Origin of the sequence: Oceanisphaera sp. IT1-181, assembly GCF_033807535.1 — a bacterium.
In the GTDB taxonomy this organism is placed as follows: domain Bacteria; phylum Pseudomonadota; class Gammaproteobacteria; order Enterobacterales; family Aeromonadaceae; genus Oceanimonas.
Genome location: NZ_CP136856.1, coordinates 1,839,431 through 1,861,139 on the forward strand (window position 1 = coordinate 1,839,431; position 21,709 = coordinate 1,861,139).

A 21,709-nucleotide genomic window follows, 5' to 3' on the forward strand; every position below is an offset into this window, starting at 1 on the left:
TTTTTTTAACGAGCGACGTAACGCTAGCCGTCGGTTTGAGGCGTAAGCTCATTAAGCAAACCGCTGCGCCGAGCAACGCGCTTTTGTACCGCTTGCTCAAATACCGAAGGCCGGCTTTCTAACAAACTAAAGTGCAAGCGCGCGCGGGTAATGCCCGTATACAGCAGCTCTTTAGTTAATACCGGATTTAAGCTCTCAGGTAAGATTAAAGCGGTGTGAGCAAACTCAGACCCTTGCGACTTATGTACTGTCATGGCGAACACGGTTTCAATCGCGCTTAAGCGGCTAGGCAGCACCCATTTCAGCCCTTGTGCGCCGTCGTTGCGCGCAAACACCACCCGTAATACGCTGCGCCCTGGCTCGTCCGGCACGCGCAGGGCGATGCCAATATCGCCGTTCATTAGCCCTAAACTGTAATCATTTTGCGTTACTAATACTGGGCGTCCTTCATACCAGCCTTGATCGCTGCTCAACAAGCCGCGTCTGTGCAGAAGCTGTGCAATACGCTCGTTTAGCCCCGCAACCCCCCACGGCCCTTTGCGCAGGGCACACAACAGTCGAAATTCATCAAAGGCGCTCAATACCGCAACCGCCCAATCGCTCCACGCGCCATGGTCGGGCTCACAGCTCTGTGCCGGCCGTGTTTGTTGCAACAGCTGCAGGTAATGACCATAGCCCTGTGCCTCGCCTCGCCCTTTCAGCAACAAGTTATCGAGCGCCTTATCCTGCTCGCCCTTTAGCGCCAAGCGATGTAAGTCAGGCCGCCCTGCGTTTAATATGGCGCGAGCCTGTGTAGAGTCTTGAGCGTTAACCGCCAATGCCAACTGGCCGATGCCGGACTGACTGCCAAAACGACGCGAATAGCGCAGCATTAAAGTCCGCTGCGCCAAGGGATGGGCGCTGGCCGTCCCTGCTTGCAAGTCTGGATGGGCAAGTGACTCTCCGCTCACTTCTGCCAACCAGCGGCTTAACTCAGGGGCGTAACGCCCTGCTGTGGCATCACTGCATAAATCCCCGAGCAGTGCCCCCGCTTCTACCGAGGCTAATTGGTCTTTATCACCCAATAAAATCAGCCGCGCCTGCAGCGGCAGTGCCGATAATAAACACGCCATCATTTCTAGATCTATCATGGAAGCTTCATCCACCACTAATACATCCAGCGGTAATAGATTGGCCCCGTGATGGCGAAAATGCCGACTGTTCGGCAAGCTGCCTAACAGTCGATGCAAGGTGGTGACATCACTCGGAATAGTAGCCCGCACCGCCTCAGACACCGGTAAGCTGGCCACTTGGGCGGCAATGGATTCGGTGAGGCGCGCCGCCGCCTTGCCGGTGGGGGCAGCCAAACGAATACGCAGCGGTTTGCCACCATGAGTTTGGGCGCCATTAGCTTGACTGACATCTGTCTGGCTAATACTTGTCGGCCCAATAGCGGACTGCTGCAACAGCGCCAACAAGCGCACCACTGTGGTGGTTTTGCCAGTGCCGGGGCCGCCGGTGATCATGCTAAAGTTGCCGCGCACCGCTAATGCACAAGCCAGCTTTTGCCAATCAGTTTGCCGCTCGCCGTCCACCACTAACGGCTCGGGGAATAACTGCTCCAACTGCTCACTGAGCTGGTCTGGCAACCTAGGTGTGAGCGCTAAACGCTGACTGAGTGCACTCGCCACCGTTTGCTCATAGCGCCAGTAACGACGCAAGTACAAACGTTGCTCCACTAACACTAACGGCGTCGCACTTTGTTGGTGGGCCTGCTCTGAACTTTCAGCCACTAAGCTGCTAGCGCGCAACTGCTGGCACCAATCGGTTAAGGTCACGCCAGCCAGTAAGCTAGACGGCAGTACCGTTACCCCTGCCAAGTCCCCTTCCGGCGGCAACGACAGCGCAAAGTCTGGGCTGGCTAAGGTCGCCGTTACGTCTAAACACACGTGGCCGTGGCCCAATTGATGGCTGGCCAAAGCGCTGGCTAATAACAGCAACGGCGACGCTTCTGGCTCTAACTCGGCAAAAAAGCGCGCCAAGGCGGCGTCCAATGCTCGCAGCCAGCCTTTATCCACCCAAGTATCGAGCAACGCAAACAGCGCAGGCGTGTCTTGTAAGGGTGATAGGTTTTTCACGCTCGTCTCTTGTTCAAACATGGGCCTGTTCCTCATTGGATCCGTCAGCAAGTTCGCCGTTGCTCTTGTTATCAAATTCACCGTTAAATAGGTCATCCAGTGACTCAATCAGCGCTTTGGGTGGCCGTTCAAAATACTGGCCTTGGGGGTGGCGAATAAACCAGTAGATGGCGCCGCCCATGTGCAGATCGTAATCATAATCCGGCAGCCGCAGTTTTAATTGGCGGTGCAAGGCCAATAAATAAAGCACATATTGCAGATCGTATCTGTGCTTCACTATCTGCTCAATCATCGCCGTTTGCGTGTAGTCTTCGTCCGCAGCACCCAGCCAGTTGGACTTATAATCCACCACAAAATAGCGGCCTTGATATTCAAATACCAAGTCGATAAAGCCTTTAAACATGCCATTTAAGGTGTCGGGTAATAACTCAGCGCGGACGATATGTGGCAACACTGCCTTTTGCACTAGGCTATCCAACACCCGCACATTTACTTGGCTGGCTTCTAACCAAAATTCCAGCTCGGGCTGATAGGTGGTGAGCGCGTTTAAGCACACCGGCAGCTGAGGTGGCGCTGGCTCGCTTTCATTAAGTCCAGAGCCCGACAACAAGCCAGTGCCAGCTAATGGCGTGCGCAGCAATTGACCCAGCCACACGGTTAGCGGCTCTGCCCAGTCGTTTAAGCCGCGCAGCTCACAGCGACGCGCAATTTGTTCAGTTAAGGCCAAAGATTCGCCGTTAAAGCTCTCGGCTGCTGCCAGCTCTAACAGACCGTGTAAGAAGGTGCCAGGATTAGGCCCCCGTGGAAAACCATGCAAGCTGGCGTCCACTAAGGAGGTAGCAGCCGGCATCAAGACGGTTTCTTGTTCGTCATCCGCGATACTGGCTGCGGCGGCATTTTCGGGACTTAAATCTTCATAGCGGTGCTCTGGTTTAAGGTCCTCTGGTTTAAGGTGTTCTGGTTTAAGGTGCGCGGCTTTCTCTTGATTGATGGCACCGGTGCGCAGCGCACTGTAAGAAGCAATCCACCAATGCTCGGCGGCGCGTCGCTGTGGTTTACGCCAGACTGGCTCGGCTTGGATTTCGCTCAAGTCTTGTAGCTTTAGGCCACTTGGCTCAGGTGCGGTAACCTGCACAATTTCATTGGCCTCAACATCAACTTCAGCTAACGGCGACAACCAATCGGTTAAGTCTGAGCTACGGGTCAAGACCGCCCCGCCACCCAGCAGGTGGCCGATGGCAGAACGGTGCAAAATTGAGCCTTTGCTGCGCCCTTTAAGATCCGCCATGCCTAGCCAACAGGCATGACGGGAGCGGGTCAGCGCCACATACAATAAGCGCAAGTCTTCCGCCAAGCGGGCTTGGTCGGCCTGTTCAAGCTGAGCGGCGTTGGGCGACAACACTAATTGATTATGATCGCCGTCATGCACTTTGACCGGCTCATTGCTCTTAGTATCACGAAAGGCACAAATAAAGGGCAAGAATACCAAGGGATATTCCAAGCCTTTGGCCTTATGAATGGTCACCACTCGCACTAAGGCCGCGTCACTTTCTAAGCGCAACACTTGTTCATCATTAGTGTCGCCCTCGCCCAATACCCGCTCGCTTAAATAACGGGTCAGCGCCTGCTCGCCATCAAGATTAGCGGCGGCCTGTTGCAGCAATTCGGCTAAGTGCAAGATATTGGTCAGTGCGCGCTCACCGTCACTGCGTTGTACCAAGCGACTGGGCAGTCCAAAGTCATGGAGCAATTGATGCAACATCGGCAGCACGCCTTGGCGACGCCAACGGCTGCGATAATCGCGAAACTGCATCACCCGCCGCTCCCAGTTACGCTCATCTTGGTTGAGTTGCTCGAGCTCATACAGCGTTAGCCCCAAGGTGCGACTGGCCAAGGCAGCGCGCAATAAGCGGTCTTGCTCAGGCTCGGCACAAGCGCGTAGCCACAACATAAGATCGAGCGCTTCTTGACTGTTAAAAATGGAGTCTTTATCAGACAAATACACGCTGCGCACACCCAAGGCGGCCAGCTCAGTACGAATGGCTTGGGCCTCAGTAAAGTTACGCACCAAGACCGCAATATCACTGGGTTTGACGGGAGTTAACTGCTCGCCGTCTTTAAAACCGGCGCGGTTGTGTTGGCCTAAATTAAGTAACTCAGTAATTTCACTGGCGGCACTGGCGGCCATTTGTGCCCGATAGGCACCGCCCGATAAGGGCTCATCTTGCTCGGCTTGCCAAAAGGTAAGCGCTGGCTGCGGAATTAAGGCCGCATCGGATGTACGACGCACGCACCAATGCTCGGCGCGGCCTTTAGCCTGCACTGGCATAAAGGGCAGCGGGTTATCACTGCCATCACGAAATAAAAAGGCGCCCTGCCCTGATTCTCCCTCGCCAGCCTGACGTTGCTCGGCTAATAAAAACAGCCGGTTCACCGCATTGACCATAGACCTGGAAGAGCGAAAGTTTGTGTCCAAGCTTTCATGACGACCGTGAGTCGCGTGTTTGGCACTTAAATAAGTATGAATATCGGCACCGCGAAAGGCATAAATCGCCTGCTTAGGATCACCAATTAAAAATAAACCAGTCGTAGCTGTTTGCTCCGTCGATAACAAGTTCGCATCGCCAGACTCGGACTCAGCGTGCTTAAGCTCAGTTAACTGATAAATACGGTCAAAAATACGATACTGCTGAGGATCCGTGTCTTGAAACTCATCAATCATGGCTACCGGAAACTGAGTGCGTATCACTTGCGCTAGCCGATCACCGTTCTCGCCGTGCAGTGCCTCATAGAGCCGCGACAGCATGTCATCAAAGCCCATTTCCGCGCGGCGACGTTTCTCTTCATCAAAGCGTTGGCTTACCCAAACGCCCGCGTGGCGACGTGCCGCCTCAAAGGGGGCGTCTAAGCCCTCAAGCTGCTCGCGTAAGGTGTCCATGGCAACAAAAGCGCCATGATGGGGCGCATCGCCCATTTTCCACGCTTCAACGATACCCGCACTGCACAGGCGGGCCCAAGCCGCATCGGTGAGATCCAACTCAACCGCGTCACCGTCTCGCCAGTCACGAATTTTAGCTAACCAGTCGTCGGTGCGCTTAGCTTGTAGCCACTTGCCGTGTACCGCTTTTTGGGCAATGCCGGTGTGCAGAATTCGGTCTATTTCATCCAGCCATATCACCCAAGGGGCTTTTAGTGCCGCTAAGGCGTGCGCTTTTTGTTGTAAGTTTTCTTCCAGTAATTGCGCTAAAGAAAGTGTGGCCTTGGCGGTGGCAAGACCGGTGTTATTCAGCAAAGGCTGGATAGCTTTCAGTAAAGTGTCCGGCGTTTTCCAGTGCTCAATCACCCAATCTAGCGCCTCATTGTTAAGCGGATAACATTGCTGGCGCCAATAATCGCGCACCACCAGCGCTTTTAGCTCGCTGTGATCCGTTTCCAACGTTTGAGTAAACAAGCTGCCACTGTCAAAGGCGTGCTCGCGCAACATGCGCTGACACCAGCCGTGAATGGTGGACACCGCCGCCTCGTCCATCCACTGGGCGGCAATGTCTAAGCGCCGCGCACAAGCCGACCACAGGTCTTCGGCAAAGTCACGTTTAAATTCTTTCAGTAAATCATCGCCGAGTAATTCACCGCGAAATACCCGTGCCGCTTCTACTAAGCGCGCCCGAATACGGTCTCGCAGCTCACGAGTGGCCGCCTCGGTAAAGGTCACCACTAGGATTTCTGGCGGTAATAATTCCCGATGAAACGCCGCCTCGCCCCCATGACCCAGCACCAAACGCAGATACAGCGCCGAAATAGTGAAGGTTTTGCCAGTGCCGGCACTGGCTTCAATTAAGCGACTGCCGTGCAAGGCAAAGCGCAGCGCCAGCGGGCGAAGAGTATGGGGTTGAGGGGCATTCATGACGTTTTCTCCGCGCTCAAAGATTGGGGTTGATGGTTGAGCAAGGGGCGATATAAACGCTCACTCCAAGTGGCAAACTCCCCATTGGCGATTAATGCATCAAAGTTGGGGTACTGACGGGCCAAGGCGGCATTTTGTTGACACTCGCCGCCACCAAAAAAGTCGTCGCCTTCATATTTAGTGCGGGCTTTAGCTTCGTCTGTTTTGTCGAGCCACACCATGGCGGTTTGCAAGGCCACCGGCAACGGCGCCTCTAACCCTGCACGCCACGCACTCAGCCACTCACCTAAAATAACTTGCGCTTCATCTTGGCTAAGGGGCGAAAACTCCAAGGTTACGTCTTCCCCCACCAACCAAGTGGTTAAGCTAATGCCAGATGCGGCTGCCACCACTTGGCTGACTAATGGCCGCAACAACCGGTGCCACTTTGGCACTTTTTTATGCACTAAATTACCGGGCTGCAATTCAAGACGGGCGAACCCTTGCCCATGCTGATACAGTCCACCCAGCCAACCTTGTAACGCGATGCCCGCCTGTTCAAACTGCAAAGCTAACGGCGAGCTTAAGGGGTTGGGCCATTGCTGCGCTAATTGCTGATAGCGCTGTATTTGCTCAGGCAATGGCGCCAGCAGCTTTTCTTGTAATTCAATACCAAAGCCCGCCAGCGGCAAGCTGCCCTGCCCGCTTTGACGGGTAGCCGCCATGCGCAAGGCTTGCTCGATATCGGTAGCGTCACAGGCTTGCTCAAGCAACTGTTGCTTTAACACATACATCTCTAGCCCATCTAGGCTAAAGGGCTCTTCATCTAATTGCGGCGAGCACTCTTCACCCAGATAGACCTTCAGGCGTTGCGTAAAAAAGTGACCGACCGGATCTCGTAGAAAGTTTTGCAGTTGCTCCAGCTCGCGCACCAATGGTGGTTCATCTGCGGCCAATAAAGGTGCCAAATCCCGCTCGGCCACTGGGCTCACTTGACGATATAAGCCCGCCCACTCACTGGCATAACTAAATAGCGGTCCCGTTTCATTAAAGTACTGTGCACTAAAGGGCTGTAGCGGATGCTCGGTGGTGAGATTAGCGAGCAAACGGCTTTCGCTGTGAGTAAGCAAGGATCCCGTAGCGTCAGCATCCGTATGCCAACGCCAACCCGCAGCAATATGATCACGTAATTGACCCACTAATACCGACGGTGGTCGCTCGCTGTTATCGCGAATACTGCGCCCCACCCAGCTGATATACAGGCGGTCGCGCGCCGAGAGCAACGCTTCGAGCAATAAATAACGGTCATCTTCACGCCGTGAACGATCGCCCGGTCGATAATCCGTGGCCATTAAGTCAAAATCCAGCGCGGTCACGGTGCGCGGGTAATCCCCGTCGTTCATACCAAGCAAGCACACCATGCGAAACGGAATGGCGCGCATCGGCATCAGGGTGCAAAAATTCACCGCACCCGCCATAAAGCGCTGGCTGAGTCGGCCTTGATCCAGTGCGCTTAGCCAAGCTTCGCGCACCACGTTTAATGGCAGTATTTCCTCAAGATTTACACTGGCACACAACTGTTGCCAGTCTTCTAAGGTTTCGGTGAGGTTAGTGAGTAATGTGTGTTCGGCATCTGTATCCGTCAGGAAAAAGTCGTTCAGCAATTGATGCAGTGCTTGGCCCCAATCAGAGGGCAGATGACTCAGGGACAACCGCTGATGCCAAATATCGAGCGTGTCGAGCAAGCGCACCAACGGGCCAATCAAGGCGGCCTCTAGGCCACCAATTTCATCATAGGGCTCTATGCCCAAGCATGCCTCGCCGCTGCCCACCGCATAGCCCAGCAACATACGGCGCAAACCAAAGCGCCAAGTATTTTGCTCCATATCGGCCGGTAAACCTAAGGCGGCACGGCGCTGGGCGTCGAGTCCCCAACGAATGCCCGCCCCTTCTATCCAGCGGTGCAAGGTTGGTACGTCGGCCTCACTAATGCCAAAGCGCTGACGCAACGCCGGCACTTCCAACAAGTCCAGCACTTCACTCACGGTTTGGCGGTTATCGGGCAAGCGCAACAATTGCTCAAGGGCGATCAGTAAGGGATCCGTGCCACGGCTGCCCTGATCCGCCAAGGTAAAAGGAATATAGCGCGGGTCTTCTCGATGATATTGGCCAAATACCGCCTGAATATGCGGCGCATAAAGGTTTACATCTGGCACCATCACTATGATGTCGCGCGGTCGCAAGGTGTCGTCAGTGCTGAAATATTCCAGCAATTGGTCGTGTAAAATTTCCACTTCACGCTGAGCACTGTGGCCAATGTGAAAACGAATGGAAGCAGCGCTTTCATCCAACGCCGGCCAGCATGCTTGAGTTTCGCTTAAGGGTCTAAGATTGAGCAAGTCATCTTGCAACTGCGCCAACAGATGCGAAGTATCACCTTCAGCAAAAATATCAATGCGATTGCCCATGGCGGCAAAGCGCTCTCGATAACTGTCGGGCTCATCCATGCTGTCGAGCAAGTTGATGTAGTCTCGCCCTTGCTTACCCCACGAGGCCAACAAGGGATGCGCATGCTGATGCAAATCATGGTCACTTAGCTCAGCGGGCTGGCCTGCCTTGCGGGCATGGCGACGATATTGGTGCCGCAGCAAGTCTTGATCCGGCACTATGTCGCCCCAGTGGTGCTGGCAAGGGTTATGCACGCACAACAACACCTGACTAAAGCGCGCGACAGCGGCCAGCGCTTCCAGGGTTTGTGCCGGCAAAGACGAGATACCAAATACGATCACCCGCCGTGGCAAACCTTTGGGCGCCTCAGTCGCCGCTTGCAACGCCGCCACAAAACGCGGATGCACACCAGCGCGGCTGCCGGCCACTTGGTCGTGGCCCACATCATCAAGCAAGGCGCGCCACAGCGCCGGTTGCCACAAGGCAACGCTGTCTAGGGGCTCAGCTTTGCCACGGGCGGTGATGATTTGGTCCCGGCCCTGCTCCCACCCCCCCAGCCAATCGGCGCGATACACTTGGTATTGGTCAAATAAGTCCGCTAAACGCTCGGCCAACTGATAACGCTTACGGCCATCTTCATCGCTTTGTAAAAATCGGCTTAAGGGCGCAAAACGCTCATCATCTAATAGCTGTGGTAATAAACGCATTAAGCGCCAGGTCAGCGGTGCCTTATCCAGCGGAGACAGCTTAGGAATGGTGTCGCTACCTAGCACACTGCGATAAGTTTGCCATAAAAAACGCGCCGGCAAGTCCACCTGCATGGCCGCGGCAATACCGCCACTGCGCCGTTCGGCCAAGGCGAGCTTTAACCACTGGGCGATGCCATTACTTTGCACCAAGATAATTTCGTTTTCTAAGGGAGCCAGCGGATGACGGCGCATCCACGCCACGGCCAGCTCTCGTAGCGATTCCAACTGATTACCGTGCACCACCATAAGCCCCGGCGCCAGCGCGTTATTATCCTGCATCTTTGTTCCTTATTATCCCAAACTCGGTGGCAGCCGCGTCTCATGCTGCTCTGTCATGTTTATTGTTATATTTTCGGCAAGCATTCAAACCACACCGCCGCTTAGCGATGCGCTCTTGGGTGTATGGTATCAGTTTGAGGGTCGATAGTGCCCCGACTTTGCGTGGCACATAAGTAATCCGGCATAACTTATGTGGATAGCCAAGCTCCAAACTGCGGCGAAGCTCTCTTCGCCGGGCCAGCGTAGCTGGTTAGTTTTAGAGCCAAACCTAAAGCCAAATTCCAAACCGTGCTGAATAAATTTGCACCTACAAGGTCAAAACCCAGCGCTAAGACAGTGGCGAATGAGTCTTGAATCTTTTAAGAGCCTGTAACGACAAAATCCACGTTAGTTCCGCAGCATTACTTAGCCGTTTCATAATCGTTTAGCTTATCGAGTCACCCGTCACGAAAACGAGCTTAGTCGGCTTGGCTTAAGTCCATGGCGTGCTCGGGCGGGATGCGCGCAAAGCTGACGGGAAGTTGGCGTAGGCTATCTTTACCGCGCACCGTGAGATCCGACATAAAATTAAACTGCTGTCTGGGGTCCATGGGGTAGGCTTTAATTCGATAATGAGTGCCCCAAGGTTGTTCTGCGGCGAGTACCAATACCGGTTTAGTCAGCTTAAGATAAGGGCTAGACAGTGCTACGTCTTCCAATACGCGGCACACCTCACTGGCGTTATGATCCGGCGCTAAATAAAAGTTCACCACACACATTAAGCTGGCGCCACCATTATTAGCATTGTGAATAAGACCATCCCAGAGTTTAAGGTGAGGCACAAAAATAACGGTGTCGTTGGGCGTAACAATCTCTACTACCCGCATGCCAATGCGTTTTACTTCTCCGTACTGGCCCTCTACCTCAATCCAATCTCCGGGCCGATACGGCATTTCATAAGCGGCGACAATGCCGGCGATAATGCTACTCACGTAGTCTTTTAGGGCAAAACCAATCGCCAATCCGGTGACACTTAATATCGCTATGGTGTTCTTTACGGTCAGCTCAATAAACATCGGCACCAACCACAAGATGGCGACGGCAATAACGATGATTCGAATAGTCGGCACCAGCGCCAGTACCCATAAACGGCGTTTACTGTGCAGTCTATTCGCTAACCAAGGCAGTGTTTTTTGTGAGAGCCACACCAGTAAGATGGCCACCAGCACCACTAAGGCGGCTTCAATTAATACAGCGGAGGTGATGTCTCTAAATAAGTCCATAAATCGTTTTGGGTTCATATTCACTACCATTAAAAGTCGTCCAGTAAATAATCTCGCCCGCCCAAAAACTCACGTACCGTTAAATAGGCCAGCGCCGTTATTCGCCAGGGTGTTTCATTGCTATCACCCTCTGCAACACTCCCAGTAACAGCATCACGCTTAGCGTCTCTTTCTGCGTCGCTCTTTGCTCCATTCTCTGCACCACTTTCTACGTCGGCATAAATAATGCCCCTTTGACTCAAGCTCAGCAGTTGCACTTTCAGCTCATCAAGCGCCACATTCGATAACACCTCTGCCAGCTGAGTCAAACTTAAGCCTCGGTGTAATAGCAGCGCATACAAGATAAAGCCCGTAGCGTCGTTGGCCGTAACCGGCAGCACAGGTAACGACTGCTGATCCACATACTTACCGCGCCATAACGCCCAAGCTAGGCCAAGGTTGCCTCTGGCTTCACCGGCCAGGCGTTCTAATAGATGGTCTTTGCCCTTAATACCCAGTTGGCGTAATAAGTCTGGTGTCGCAGGTGCCAAGCTATGACTGCTGGGCAAGTTTTGCGGCCAATCGCGACTTAAAAAAGCAAATGCCCAGCTGTCACACACGATTAAACCCACACCAAACTCTCCCGCTAATACCCGTGGCAGCCAAGCTCGAATAAAGTGCAATCCCGCGGCGGTTCGCAAAAAATAGCAGGCCAAATCATCGATTAACCAGGCTTGAGTGTGAACCTGCCCTTTTACCATGGGCTGCTGTAACCACCAATCGTCCACGGCCACCTGTGCTATTTGCTCATCCGTCGGAGGAGTCAATAAGGCGCGCCCTTGTTGCCATCCCCAAGTGCGCGCCATGGCCGCCGTGCCACTAAAGGGCGGATCCAGCAAAAAGCACACCCCCTGCTGCGCGCAGTCCACGTCGGACAAATACCCCGCTAACGCAGCTTGCGCCGCCGATGCGGTAAAGTCAGGTGGATCTGGCTCAGACTGTTCTTCATTGATCGCCAAGTCTGCAGATTTTACGACGCCTAAAGTACGTAACAGTCGGCGCCATTGCTGTTTCAAACGCATGACAGTAGGCGGCGCTGGGCATTCGTACTCTTGGGCAGGGATCAGTTGCCAGTGGTTTTTATCTGTCATGTTCGCTCCGGTGCCGCCTTAATGAATGGAAGTGCCCTTAGAGACATAAATATGGAAAGTGCGCCTCGCTGAATGTTGGCCATAGCAAAGAGCTTATTTTAGTGCCGCTAGGTCTTAGCTTATCTGCTGTGTACTTATCTGCTCGTAAAACGATAGTACTAACTCAAATGAATCTTAATAATAACGCAACCGCGACCAGATGCCCGATTATGGTCAGCCAAAGCAGCGTTTTAAAGGGTTGTTTTTGCGTTTTGTGGCGTAACTTCGCTTGAGCCAGCAGTGCGCCCGGCCAACCGCCAAGCAAAGCCAACCAGTGCAAGGTTTGCTCAGGTGTACGTCTCTGATCAAGGCGCGCCGCCCGTTTGTCTTTAGCATAAAGGCCATAGGTCAGCGCACTTAACAGCAATACTCCACTTAAATAACTGGCCGCAAAGCCAAAAAAATGTGCACTAAAAAAGCCAATGGGTAACCAGGCCAACGCCGTGATTAGCGCCACCACTAATAGATAAAGCAGCGCAAAATACTGGGTTGCTTTCATAAAGAAATCCTTAGTTTTCGCGCTATTATTTAAGCGCCGTTATTTAAAGTAGATATAAGCAAAAAAGCCTCATCGCAGTTAACTGCGATGAGGCTTATAATCGAGCCTATAAACCTAAATTAGAAGGTGTAACTCATGGTCACGGCAGCACCCGCTGCTTCATCAGAGCCCATAAAACCCGCTAGGTCTAAATGTACCACCTTAAACGGCGACAAACCTATACCGGCGGTTACCATATTAGGCATATCACCTTTAAAGTCTGCACGATAGCCGAGGTTGTGTGTACTTAAACCAAAGTAGAATCAGCTTGCTCGCAATGTTTACAGGCTAATAAACAGCCAAGCATGGCGGTGCGCCCTGCTTGCGTCATCACCCAAGGTCGATTAATAAAAGGCGGCTGATGACGTACATGCTGCAGGTGACCGCATTTTAACTCGGCCACCCAGTGCTGCTCGTCGTCTTGTTGGAAACCCACTATCGCTTGTTTCATCATCCGCCTATTTAAATGTGCGCGTTGTGCCGCAAACAGCTTATCCATTTCGCTTAAAACTCACTCAACATGCTTTCTTTATAATCGGCAATGTTAAGGGTGACATTAAATTTTTCAGCCAGCGCATCCAGCTCTGCTTGCTTAATAGCCAGCTCTTCCATAATGATAATATTATCGTCTAACAGCCAAAGCTGGCGGGAGCCTGCATAACTAAATTGCAGTGCCTGCAAGGCATTAATATTGCCCAATTTGGCGGCCGCTTCTACTTTACGCATCTTGCGGGTAATTTTATTTAACGAACGCTTTAGCTCCCACACATACAAAACTTCCGTAAGATAACTATGATAGCGATAATGGCTTAAGCTCATGCCCACGATGGTGGCGGCCACTAATACGCCCAGCGCATTCCAATGGAAATGACTGCCGCTCGGGTCTGGGAACAAGGCAATTAACAGCTGAGAAAGTAGCAAGCTCAAGGCCGCTAACGCCAAGCCGCTGCCTATGAATACGTGATTTAAATGACGACGGTAACGAACTTTATCAATATCTGTAAGTGTCATAAGGTGCTTATTATCAATAAAATAGGCGTCATTGTACCCCAATGGCTTAACATCCACTATCGGATCCGCCCTATCTTGCTGCGAGCACGCTATGCATTTAAAAGAAGTAACTTTAGAAGAAACGGGCTTAGAGAAAGCAGCCTTAGAAAAAGTCGCGCTATTTGTCGACGTACAAAATGTCTATTACACCTGCCGCCAATCCTTTGGCCAACAGTTTGATTACACCGCTTTTTGGTCGCAGGTCACCGCTCAGCGCCACGTCGTGGAGGCTTATGCCTATGCCATTGACCGCGGGGATGAAAAACAGCGTCAATTTCAGTATCGGTTACAAAGCTTAGGTTTCACGCTGAGGCTGAAACCCTTTATTCAGCGCATTGATGGCACGGCAAAAGGCGATTGGGATGTGGGCATTACCATCGATATGCTGGAGTCTGCTCACCTTGCCGACACCTTAGTGCTGGTATCCGGTGATGGCGACTTTGCGATACTGGCAGAACGATTGCGCCAGCACTATGGCAAGCGTGTCGAAGTCTATGGCGCGCCTGCACTCACGGCGAAAGCCTTGATGGATGCCGCCGATTGCTTTATTCCCATTGATGGGTCGCTGTTACTGGCGTCCAGATAAATAATACGGCCTAACCGACTGAGGTTCCGCGCTTTTTATAACCAAGGGCTTTAAGATCATTTCGCAACGACTCTTTACGGCGAGAGCACGGAAGAACGCGGAAAAATAGTGATCAAATCTGAAAGTGACTATTAATGGTAAGAGCCAACACCGGCCTCGTCAGAAAGCGATTCCTAACCATTAAATATTTTTAGCCCTGTCATTCGTCGATCTTATCCCATCTTAATTTTTCCGTGGGTTCCGTGTTCTTCCGTGGCAAAAGCTAGTATTTCTCTTTTCTTGGACTACAGGCACAAAAAAACCGCCCGCAGGCGGTTTTTTTAGTTTCATTCGCAATTAAGCGCGGATGAAATCTAAGTGAGCCAATTTAGGCTTGAAGGGATGACGCTGTACGTCTTTAACCTTCACGCTCACTTCTTTGCCGTCGATAACCAAAGTCAGCACTTCGCTGTAAAATGCATCATCGGCTTGAGCGATGATTAATTTTTTATGGTCCAGAGCAATGGCAACTGGCTCTTGGCCTGCGCCGTATACGATAGCAGGAGTTTTGTCTTCATGACGCAGGCGGCGGCTCGCACCTTTCCCCAGGTCTGAACGAACTTCTGCTTGAAATGTGAATGACATAATTTTCTCTCTATAAGGTTAGTGGCAAACATTGCGACCGATATTCGCCTGTAAAATGCGCGCAGATGATAACACGCACCCCACAACGCCACAACATAAAGTCCGTCTGCGGCTTACTAAACACAGTGTTACCTTGTTTGATAAGGTGCCAGTTTTTGGTAGATAACAGTCTCATAGGTACAGAACATGAACCACGGTATGGTGCTAGTTTTCCCCTGTAGGGGCCCCTGTTGTAGATAAAGAAGATTCGGCCCAGTTTTATGTTGACCTTAAACCTTAAAACATTCTGCTGCGCAGAACCGGCGAACAAGTTGCCGGCTACAAAGACCGTCTTTTGTATTGCTCGGCGCTATATTTTCCCCTCACTCTTCACTCTTCACGATTCACGATTCACGATTCACACCTCACACACTCACAACCCATTAATCTGCTGCAAAATACGTTTCTCCGAAATCGGATAAGCGGTACCTAAGGTTTGGGCGAACAGCGACACGCGCAGCTCTTCAATCATCCAGCGAATAGCGGCCACCTCAGGTAACAACGGCTTACCTTTGGGCTGCTTGTTTAAGAGCGCCTGATAAGCCTGTTGTACTTGGCTAATTTTGAGTAATTGCAGCCGATCCCGCTGGGGATCGATGGGCAATTTATCTAAGCGCCGTGCCAACGCTTCTAAATAACGATTTACGTCATTCAAGCGTTCGCCACCGGTGGCGGTGACAAAGCCTTTAAAGATCAAGCCGTTGAGTTGCGCCTGAATATCAGCCATGGCCATGGCTTGGGATAAGTCGATTTTGCCTTTTAAGCGTTTTTTCACTTCATGAGCACGGCTTAATACTTCTTCCACTTGTAAGGCTATCGCCGCCACTGCCGGATTCAGCTCGCCCCCTACCTTATCTTTAAGCACCTCAAACTCAGTAGGGCTCCAAGCCGGCGCTTGATAACGGCGCATCAACGCCTCAACACCCGCACGAATACAGTCATCCACTAAATCTAATACTCGACCATAGGGATTAAAATACAGACCGAGCTTGGCTTTATTAGGCAGCTTTTCATGCAGGTATTTAATGGGTGACGGCAACTGTAGCAGCAATAAACGGCTCTGGCCCTGCCACATGGTTTGGGCTTGGCTTACTTCATCTTCACACAGAGTGAGTGCCACGCTGTCGCCGTTATCCGCCAGTGCCGGATACGCTTTTACCGCAAAACCGGCCCGTTTAGCCTCATAGGTTTTCGGGATCGCCCGCTCTGGGAATTGACGCAGCTCTGCTTGCTCAAAGCGGTCGTCATCCACCGCTTGGGTGAGCGCAGTTTGCACTTGGCCCTGTAAGGACAACTTAATGGCATCTAAGTCGCGCCCTGCCGCTAATACGTCACCTTTAGCATCCAAGATACAAAAACGCATCTGCAAATGAGTTGCCAACGCCGACCAATCCCATTGCTCGCGCGGCACCGTCACGCCTGTCATGCGCCGCAAATGCTTTTCTACTTGATCCAGTAGCTCGCCCTCTTGGGCTGGCATGGCCGCTAACAGCGCTTCTGCATAGTTGGGGGCTGGGACAAAGTGTTTGCGCATCGGTTTGGGCAAAGACTTAATTAATCCTATGAGTAACTCACGGCGTAAGCCCGGCACTTGCCATGCAAAAGGCTCGCTGCTCACTTGGTTTAATAACGGTAAGGGGATCTGTACCGTGACCCCGTCTTCTTCAAGACCCGGTTCAAATTGATAATCCAGCGCCAGCGTCACCCCATTGTGACGCCACACATCCGGATAATCACTGGCGGCTATCTGCTCGGCGCTGTCGTTGAGCAACATCTGTTCGGTAAAGTGCAGCAGTTCTGGCTGGGCTTTTTGCAGCGGCTGCCACCACTTATCAAAGTGGCGAATGGAGACCACGTCAGCGGGCAATTTTTGGTCATAGAAATGAAACAGCGTTTCATCGTCAATTACCACATCACGACGACGAGACTTGTGCTCTAGGGTTTCCACTTGATCGAGCAGCGATTGGTTATGATGGAAAAATTCATGACGGGTTTGCAGCTCGCCTTCCACCAAGGCATGGCGAATAAACAGCTCTCGGCATAATGTCGGATCCACTTGGCTGTAATTGACGCGGCGGCGCACCACCACCGGCAAGCCAAACAGGCTCTGACTTAAAAACCCCATCACAGCACCCTGCTTTTTCGACCAATAGGGTTCGCTGTAGCTGGATTTAAGCAAGTGTTCGGCTTGGCGCTCTAGCCACTCAGGTTCAATTTTTGCGGCAGTGCGGCCATACAAACGATGGGTTTCGGTGAGCTCGGCCACCATTAACCAGCGCGGCGGCTTTTTCGCTAGCTTGGAGTTTGGCGCCAAGATAAAGCGCGCATTACGCGCCCCCAGCAACTCTCTTTTATCGCCGTCGCGCATGCCAATTTGACTGAGCATGCCGCTCAGCAGGGCTTGGTGCAGACTGTCGCCTTTAGCGGGCTCGCTATTAAGCGCAAAACCCAGCTCGCGCACCACTAATCGCAACTGACTGTAAATATCTTGCCACTCGCGCAGTCGCAGGTAGTTTAAAAACTCCTTCTGACAAAGCTTTCGAAACTGGTTATTGCTGAGCGCTTTTTGCTGCTCTTTTAAATACTGCCACAGATTAATGTAAGCCATAAAATCTGAGTCATCATCACTAAAGCGATTGTGCTGCTCGGCGGCGGCTTGTTGTTTGTCTTGCGGGCGCTCACGCGGGTCTTGAATACTGAGTGCGGCCACAATCACCATCACCTCGGTCACGCATCCATAATCGCGGGCTGCCAACACCATGCGCGCCAATCTGGGATCAACGGGCAAACGGGCTAAGTCGCGGCCTAATGGGGTAAGCGTTAAGTCCGCCTTATCGGGCACCACCGCACCCAGCTCTTCTAAGAGTCGAATGCCGTCATTGATGTATTTGCGATCCGGCGCCTCCACAAAAGGGAAAGCCCCAATGTCACCTAGGCCTAACGACAACATCTGCACGATCACCGAGGCTAAATTGGTGCGCAAGATTTCGGGATCAGTAAATTCAGGCCGATTATTAAAGTCGTCCTCGGCATATAACCGAATACAAATGCCCGCTTCCACACGGCCACAACGGCCCATGCGCTGATTAGCACTGGCTTGAGAGATAGACTCAATCGGCAAACGCTGCACTTTAGTGCGATAGGAGTAACGGCTAATGCGCGCCGTACCGGGATCAATTACATAGCGAATGCCTGGCACTGTGAGCGAGGTTTCGGCCACGTTAGTGGCCAGCACGATGCGCCGCCCAGTGTGCGACTCAAAAATTTTATTCTGCTCGGCGTTGGATAACCGAGAATACAAGGGCACCACTTCGGTGTGGCGCAGCTCCAATTTTTTGAGGGCGGCGGCGGTGTCGCGTATTTCTCGCTCGCCGTTCATAAAGATCAAAATATCGCCATTGCCCGCTTGGCTAAGCTCAGTCACCGCATCAAAAATGCCCTGTTGCTGATCTCGGTCCTGATCGCCTTCCAATAGTGGCCGATAACGCAGCTCCACCGGATAAGTGCGCCCCGAGACACTGATAATGGGCGCATCATTAAAATGCTGAGAAAAGCGCTCCGGATCTATGGTGGCGGAGGTGATGATAACTTTCAGATCTGGGCGTTTAGGCAATAGTTGTTTGAGATAGCCCATGATGAAGTCGATATTCAAACTGCGTTCGTGGGCTTCATCGATGATGATGCAGTCATATTGGCGCAATTGGCGGTCTTGCTGAATTTCTGCCAGCAACATGCCATCTGTCATCAACTTCACTTGGGTTTGGGCACTGATGCTGTCATTAAAACGGATTTTATAGCCTACCCGCTGGCCAATCTCTGTTTGCAGCTCTTGTGCGAGTCGCGCCGCCACACTGCGTGCCGCCAAGCGCCGCGGCTGGGTATGCCCAATTGTGCCGTCTATGCCTAAGCCCAGTTCCAAACACATCTTAGGGATCTGCGTGGTTTTACCCGAGCCAGTTTCACCGGCGATGATCACCACTTGATGTTCACTAATAGTGCGTTTGATCAGCTCGCGTTGTTCGCTCACCGGCAATTGGGCCGGGTAATGAATGGCTTGACCTAACAATGCCTGCCGGCGGGCGCGCTCATTAACCGAAGTGGTGATGTCGGCCGCCACTTTGCCTAGCGCATCGGCAAACTTGGCCGCCGGCAATTTTGCCAGCCCGCGTAATCGCCGCCCCAGCCGCCCGCGCTCGGCACCTCGACATTCTGTTAATTTTGCTTGCCACTGCTCCACCGACTGCGTCAACGCACACCCCATCTTCACTATTAAAACTGGCGCGCAGTGTAGCAGAAAAGCGCTATTTTGGGATCCCTATCACCTAACCTCTGCCGCGTTGGATTACCTCAGGGCAGACTGCAAGCTAAGGCCGCTAGCGCCAAACCGCTTTATAAAACACGTTAAAGAGGAAGATTGAGCCAGCAGCAGCCTTGCCACACTTTGTCACACCTAATCACAGCCAGTGACAGTTGCTGCTCACTTTAACGACAGAAAACCTGACCCAACTAACAAGTGTTGGTTAAATCGGCATTTAAAAGAGAGAACCGCACTAGACCCTCTAAAACTAATACTTTCAACACCAAGCAGTTTTTCCGCACACAAATCACACCTAAGCGCTTGATATTATAGCCATATAAAAACAAAACCCTAAGATAACCTGAAGTTTAAGTCACAATAAACCGCGACTACCGAAAGCATTACTTACTAAAATAAGCCTTAGGCCACAGAAAAGCAAAGTTATCGCCATAAATACAATTTACGGGTTGAAAAGCAAACGAAACTGCCGTATATTAGATTCACAGTCAATCAACGAGGAAGGTACAAAAATGAAAGAGTTAGTTATCACCATCATTTTTACAGTCGGCGCTGCTTTAGTCGCTATTTCTGCTCCTTCCTTGGCACAGATGTAAAATGAGCCCGGGAAGAAAGAAACTGTAACAAGGTACTAAAAAGCAATAACGTAAGAGCAAAAACAATAATAAAAAAATAACGATAAAAACTGTAAAGATAACACCCATCTTCACGACAAAAAGGCACCCTAGGGTGCCTTTTTGTTTTGTAACTCCGCTCAATATGGGCGGAGTTACCAGAGCACAGCCGTAAAGGCTGGCGTTTATTAGTTAGGAGCGACGCTCAAATTGCTGCCTGAGCCAACCAGTCGTACCCGCTGGCCTGGTTGCCAAGTACGATCCGCCTTTTGTACCACTATCAGGTTTTCACCGCTGTCGGTGCGCACTTCCAACTCTACCGCCTTAACTTGGCTCAACTTGTCTTCGGCACGCGAGCCCACCATGGTGCCAGCAAGAGCACCCACGGCGGTGGCTAAGACTTGGCCGGTGCCACCACCTACTTGATGACCCAAAATACCACCTATGGCACCGCCACCCAAGGTACCTATCACGTTAGGATTTTCATCACCAGCTTGAATTAATACTGGGCGTACCGAGGTGACAGTGGCGTAAGTGACGGTTTGCGCTTGTTTGGCGGCACGGCTGCCATACACGTCACCCGAGTACACATCTGGGTTAGCACAACCGGCGAGCCCCAAGGCTGCAACTAAGGCTATCGCTGAGTAAGTATTACGTTTCATACTAGACCCTCCAAAGAGGTGAAGTGAGTGAGCAATAAGTAAGCCATTATATCTCACATATAGACCACAAACAAAAATGAACACAGTGAGCTTAGCTCACTGTGTTCATTGACCGTCATGTCTGTTATGACCGCTGAGGATTAGCTTAAATAGTGGTGCCCACTGGTTTGTCGGCCAACAGGCGCATCATAAGCAACCAGAGTGCCCAGCCGCTTACCAGCAAAATTACAAATAAGAATAAGCCCGACTGAAACTTTTCTAACATCATGCCCGCAATCATGGGGCCGGTTAGCGAGCCGATGCTGTAAGTAAACATCAGCTTTTGCGCCATTTTTACCAGCGCACGTCCCTGCATCTTGCCGCAAGCATAGGACATAGTGGTCGGGTACAGCGTAAAGCCGCCAGCGCCCAATAAAGCAAAGGCCAGCAAGAGCGCGCCTTTACCATCAAACTCCCACAAAACCACGCAGCCCACCGCTATCATGGCAGTTTGTACCGCCATCATGGTGCGTTTGCCTAATTGGTCGGCCAAACGGCCATTGGGTAATTGAAACGCCATGCCGCACAAAATAAGCCACGCCATATACAGGCCAACTTCGTCACCTAATGCTAATTGCTCTAACTGAATGGGCATTAATGAAGAGAGCGTGCCGAGCAGCATGCCCGCCACTAAACACCCCACCAAGCCTAAGGCGCGTTCAGCCCTGGGGGGCTTGCTGGCGGCGGGTTCGCCTGCGGTCTGGACTTCAAGGTCGGGTTGTTTTGCCCAGCGCAATGGCACTATGGAAAGCAAACATAAGCCGGTCGCGATAAAGAAACCCGTGGAGCCAGAAGAGGGGATCCAGTCAATAAACAGCTGGCTAATGCCATAGCTAAAGTAATAAATCAGCATATAGCGGGCCATCGCAGCAGAGCGTTTATGCAGTGGCGATACGCCCAGCACCCAGCTTTCTACCGCCACAAAACCGATGGCCGCCGCCATGCCTGCTAACACACGCAACATTAACCATAACGGCAGTAAGGCAGTCCAGGTTAAGGCCAGCGCCGCCAGTGCTAACACCAAGCAGCACACCACCAGTGCGCGTACATGACCGAGGCGTTGAATAAAATGATCGGCAAAAAAACTGGCACCCAGCATACCTAAATAAAAGGCCGAGCCGACTAAACCAATTTGCGCCGCGGGCGCGCCTTGCGCACTCAAATACACCGCCACTAAGGTCAACAAAAATGCGTTGCCTAAGGTGAGCAAGATCAGATGTAAATAAAGGGGTATTAATCGCATGACGCCTCCGGATTTGAGGCGCGCATGTTAAGAGTCTTACCAACCAAGTACAACGAGAGAAATTAGCTCAGATGACAAATTTTTTTGCTGTT

General features: G+C 51.9%; 14 protein-coding genes. 1 reads left to right on the forward strand and 13 read right to left on the reverse strand.

What is annotated here, in order from left to right; genetic code table 11:
- Nucleotides 1-23: 23 nt before the first annotated feature.
- The 9 genes from recD to R0134_RS08315 all read right to left on the reverse strand — a co-directional run bounded on the left by recD (nt 24) and on the right by R0134_RS08315 (nt 13,456).
- Complete coding sequence (recD, locus tag R0134_RS08275) at nt 24-2,138, reverse strand: exodeoxyribonuclease V subunit alpha (protein ID WP_319781398.1); 2,115 nt, start codon at nt 2,136-2,138, stop codon at nt 24-26.
- On the reverse strand, nt 2,131-6,021 hold the full coding sequence (gene recB / locus R0134_RS08280; protein ID WP_319781399.1) for an exodeoxyribonuclease V subunit beta: 3,891 nt from the start codon (nt 6,019-6,021) through the stop codon (nt 2,131-2,133). Before recB ends, recD begins: the two co-directional genes overlap by 8 nt.
- Nucleotides 6,018-9,476 carry an exodeoxyribonuclease V subunit gamma gene (gene recC, locus R0134_RS08285; RefSeq protein WP_319781401.1) on the reverse strand — a complete coding sequence of 1,153 codons (3,459 nt, stop codon included), beginning with the start codon at nt 9,474-9,476 and terminating at the stop codon, nt 6,018-6,020. Before recC ends, recB begins: the two co-directional genes overlap by 4 nt.
- Before the next feature lie 458 nt (nt 9,477-9,934).
- Nucleotides 9,935-10,756: a mechanosensitive ion channel family protein gene (locus R0134_RS08290; protein WP_319781402.1), complete on the reverse strand. Its 822-nt coding sequence runs from the start codon at nt 10,754-10,756 to the stop codon at nt 9,935-9,937.
- 11 nt (nt 10,757-10,767) lie between these two features.
- Nucleotides 10,768-11,868, reverse strand: coding sequence for a hypothetical protein (locus R0134_RS08295; protein ID WP_319781403.1), 1,101 nt, complete (start codon nt 11,866-11,868; stop codon nt 10,768-10,770).
- Between the two features lie 163 nt (nt 11,869-12,031).
- Nucleotides 12,032-12,406, reverse strand: coding sequence for a DUF1294 domain-containing protein (locus R0134_RS08300; RefSeq protein WP_319781404.1), 375 nt, complete (start codon nt 12,404-12,406; stop codon nt 12,032-12,034).
- A 119-nt stretch (nt 12,407-12,525) separates the two neighbouring features.
- Nucleotides 12,526-12,651 (reverse strand): hypothetical protein, encoded by a 126-nt coding sequence (locus tag R0134_RS08305; RefSeq protein WP_319781405.1) that lies wholly within the window; start codon nt 12,649-12,651, stop codon nt 12,526-12,528.
- A 41-nt stretch (nt 12,652-12,692) separates the two neighbouring features.
- Nucleotides 12,693-12,944 (reverse strand): DUF3565 domain-containing protein, encoded by a 252-nt coding sequence (locus R0134_RS08310; protein WP_319781406.1) that lies wholly within the window; start codon nt 12,942-12,944, stop codon nt 12,693-12,695.
- A 5-nt stretch (nt 12,945-12,949) separates the two neighbouring features.
- Nucleotides 12,950-13,456, reverse strand: a complete 507-nt coding sequence (locus tag R0134_RS08315; protein ID WP_319781407.1) for a DUF3087 family protein — start codon at nt 13,454-13,456, stop codon at nt 12,950-12,952.
- A gap of 91 nt (nt 13,457-13,547) precedes the next feature.
- Here R0134_RS08315 and R0134_RS08320 point away from each other — a divergent pair, with 91 nt between their 5' ends.
- A complete protein-coding gene (locus R0134_RS08320) occupies nt 13,548-14,081 on the forward strand; it encodes an NYN domain-containing protein (RefSeq protein WP_319781408.1) in 534 nt (177 codons plus the stop codon).
- 336 nt (nt 14,082-14,417) lie between these two features.
- Here R0134_RS08320 and rplY read toward each other — a convergent pair whose 3' ends face one another.
- The 4 genes from rplY to R0134_RS08340 form a co-directional block, all read right to left on the reverse strand.
- Complete coding sequence (rplY, locus tag R0134_RS08325; RefSeq protein ID WP_319781409.1) at nt 14,418-14,705, reverse strand: 50S ribosomal protein L25; 288 nt, start codon at nt 14,703-14,705, stop codon at nt 14,418-14,420.
- 412 nt (nt 14,706-15,117) lie between these two features.
- Entirely contained in the window at nt 15,118-18,993 is a 3,876-nt protein-coding gene (gene hrpA, locus R0134_RS08330; RefSeq protein WP_319781410.1) for an ATP-dependent RNA helicase HrpA, read from the reverse strand.
- An 868-nt stretch (nt 18,994-19,861) separates the two neighbouring features.
- Nucleotides 19,862-20,335, reverse strand: a complete 474-nt coding sequence (locus R0134_RS08335) for a glycine zipper 2TM domain-containing protein (protein ID WP_319781411.1) — start codon at nt 20,333-20,335, stop codon at nt 19,862-19,864.
- A gap of 145 nt (nt 20,336-20,480) precedes the next feature.
- On the reverse strand, nt 20,481-21,617 hold the full coding sequence (locus tag R0134_RS08340) for an MFS transporter (RefSeq protein WP_319781412.1): 1,137 nt from the start codon (nt 21,615-21,617) through the stop codon (nt 20,481-20,483).
- Nucleotides 21,618-21,709: the final 92 nt, after the last annotated feature.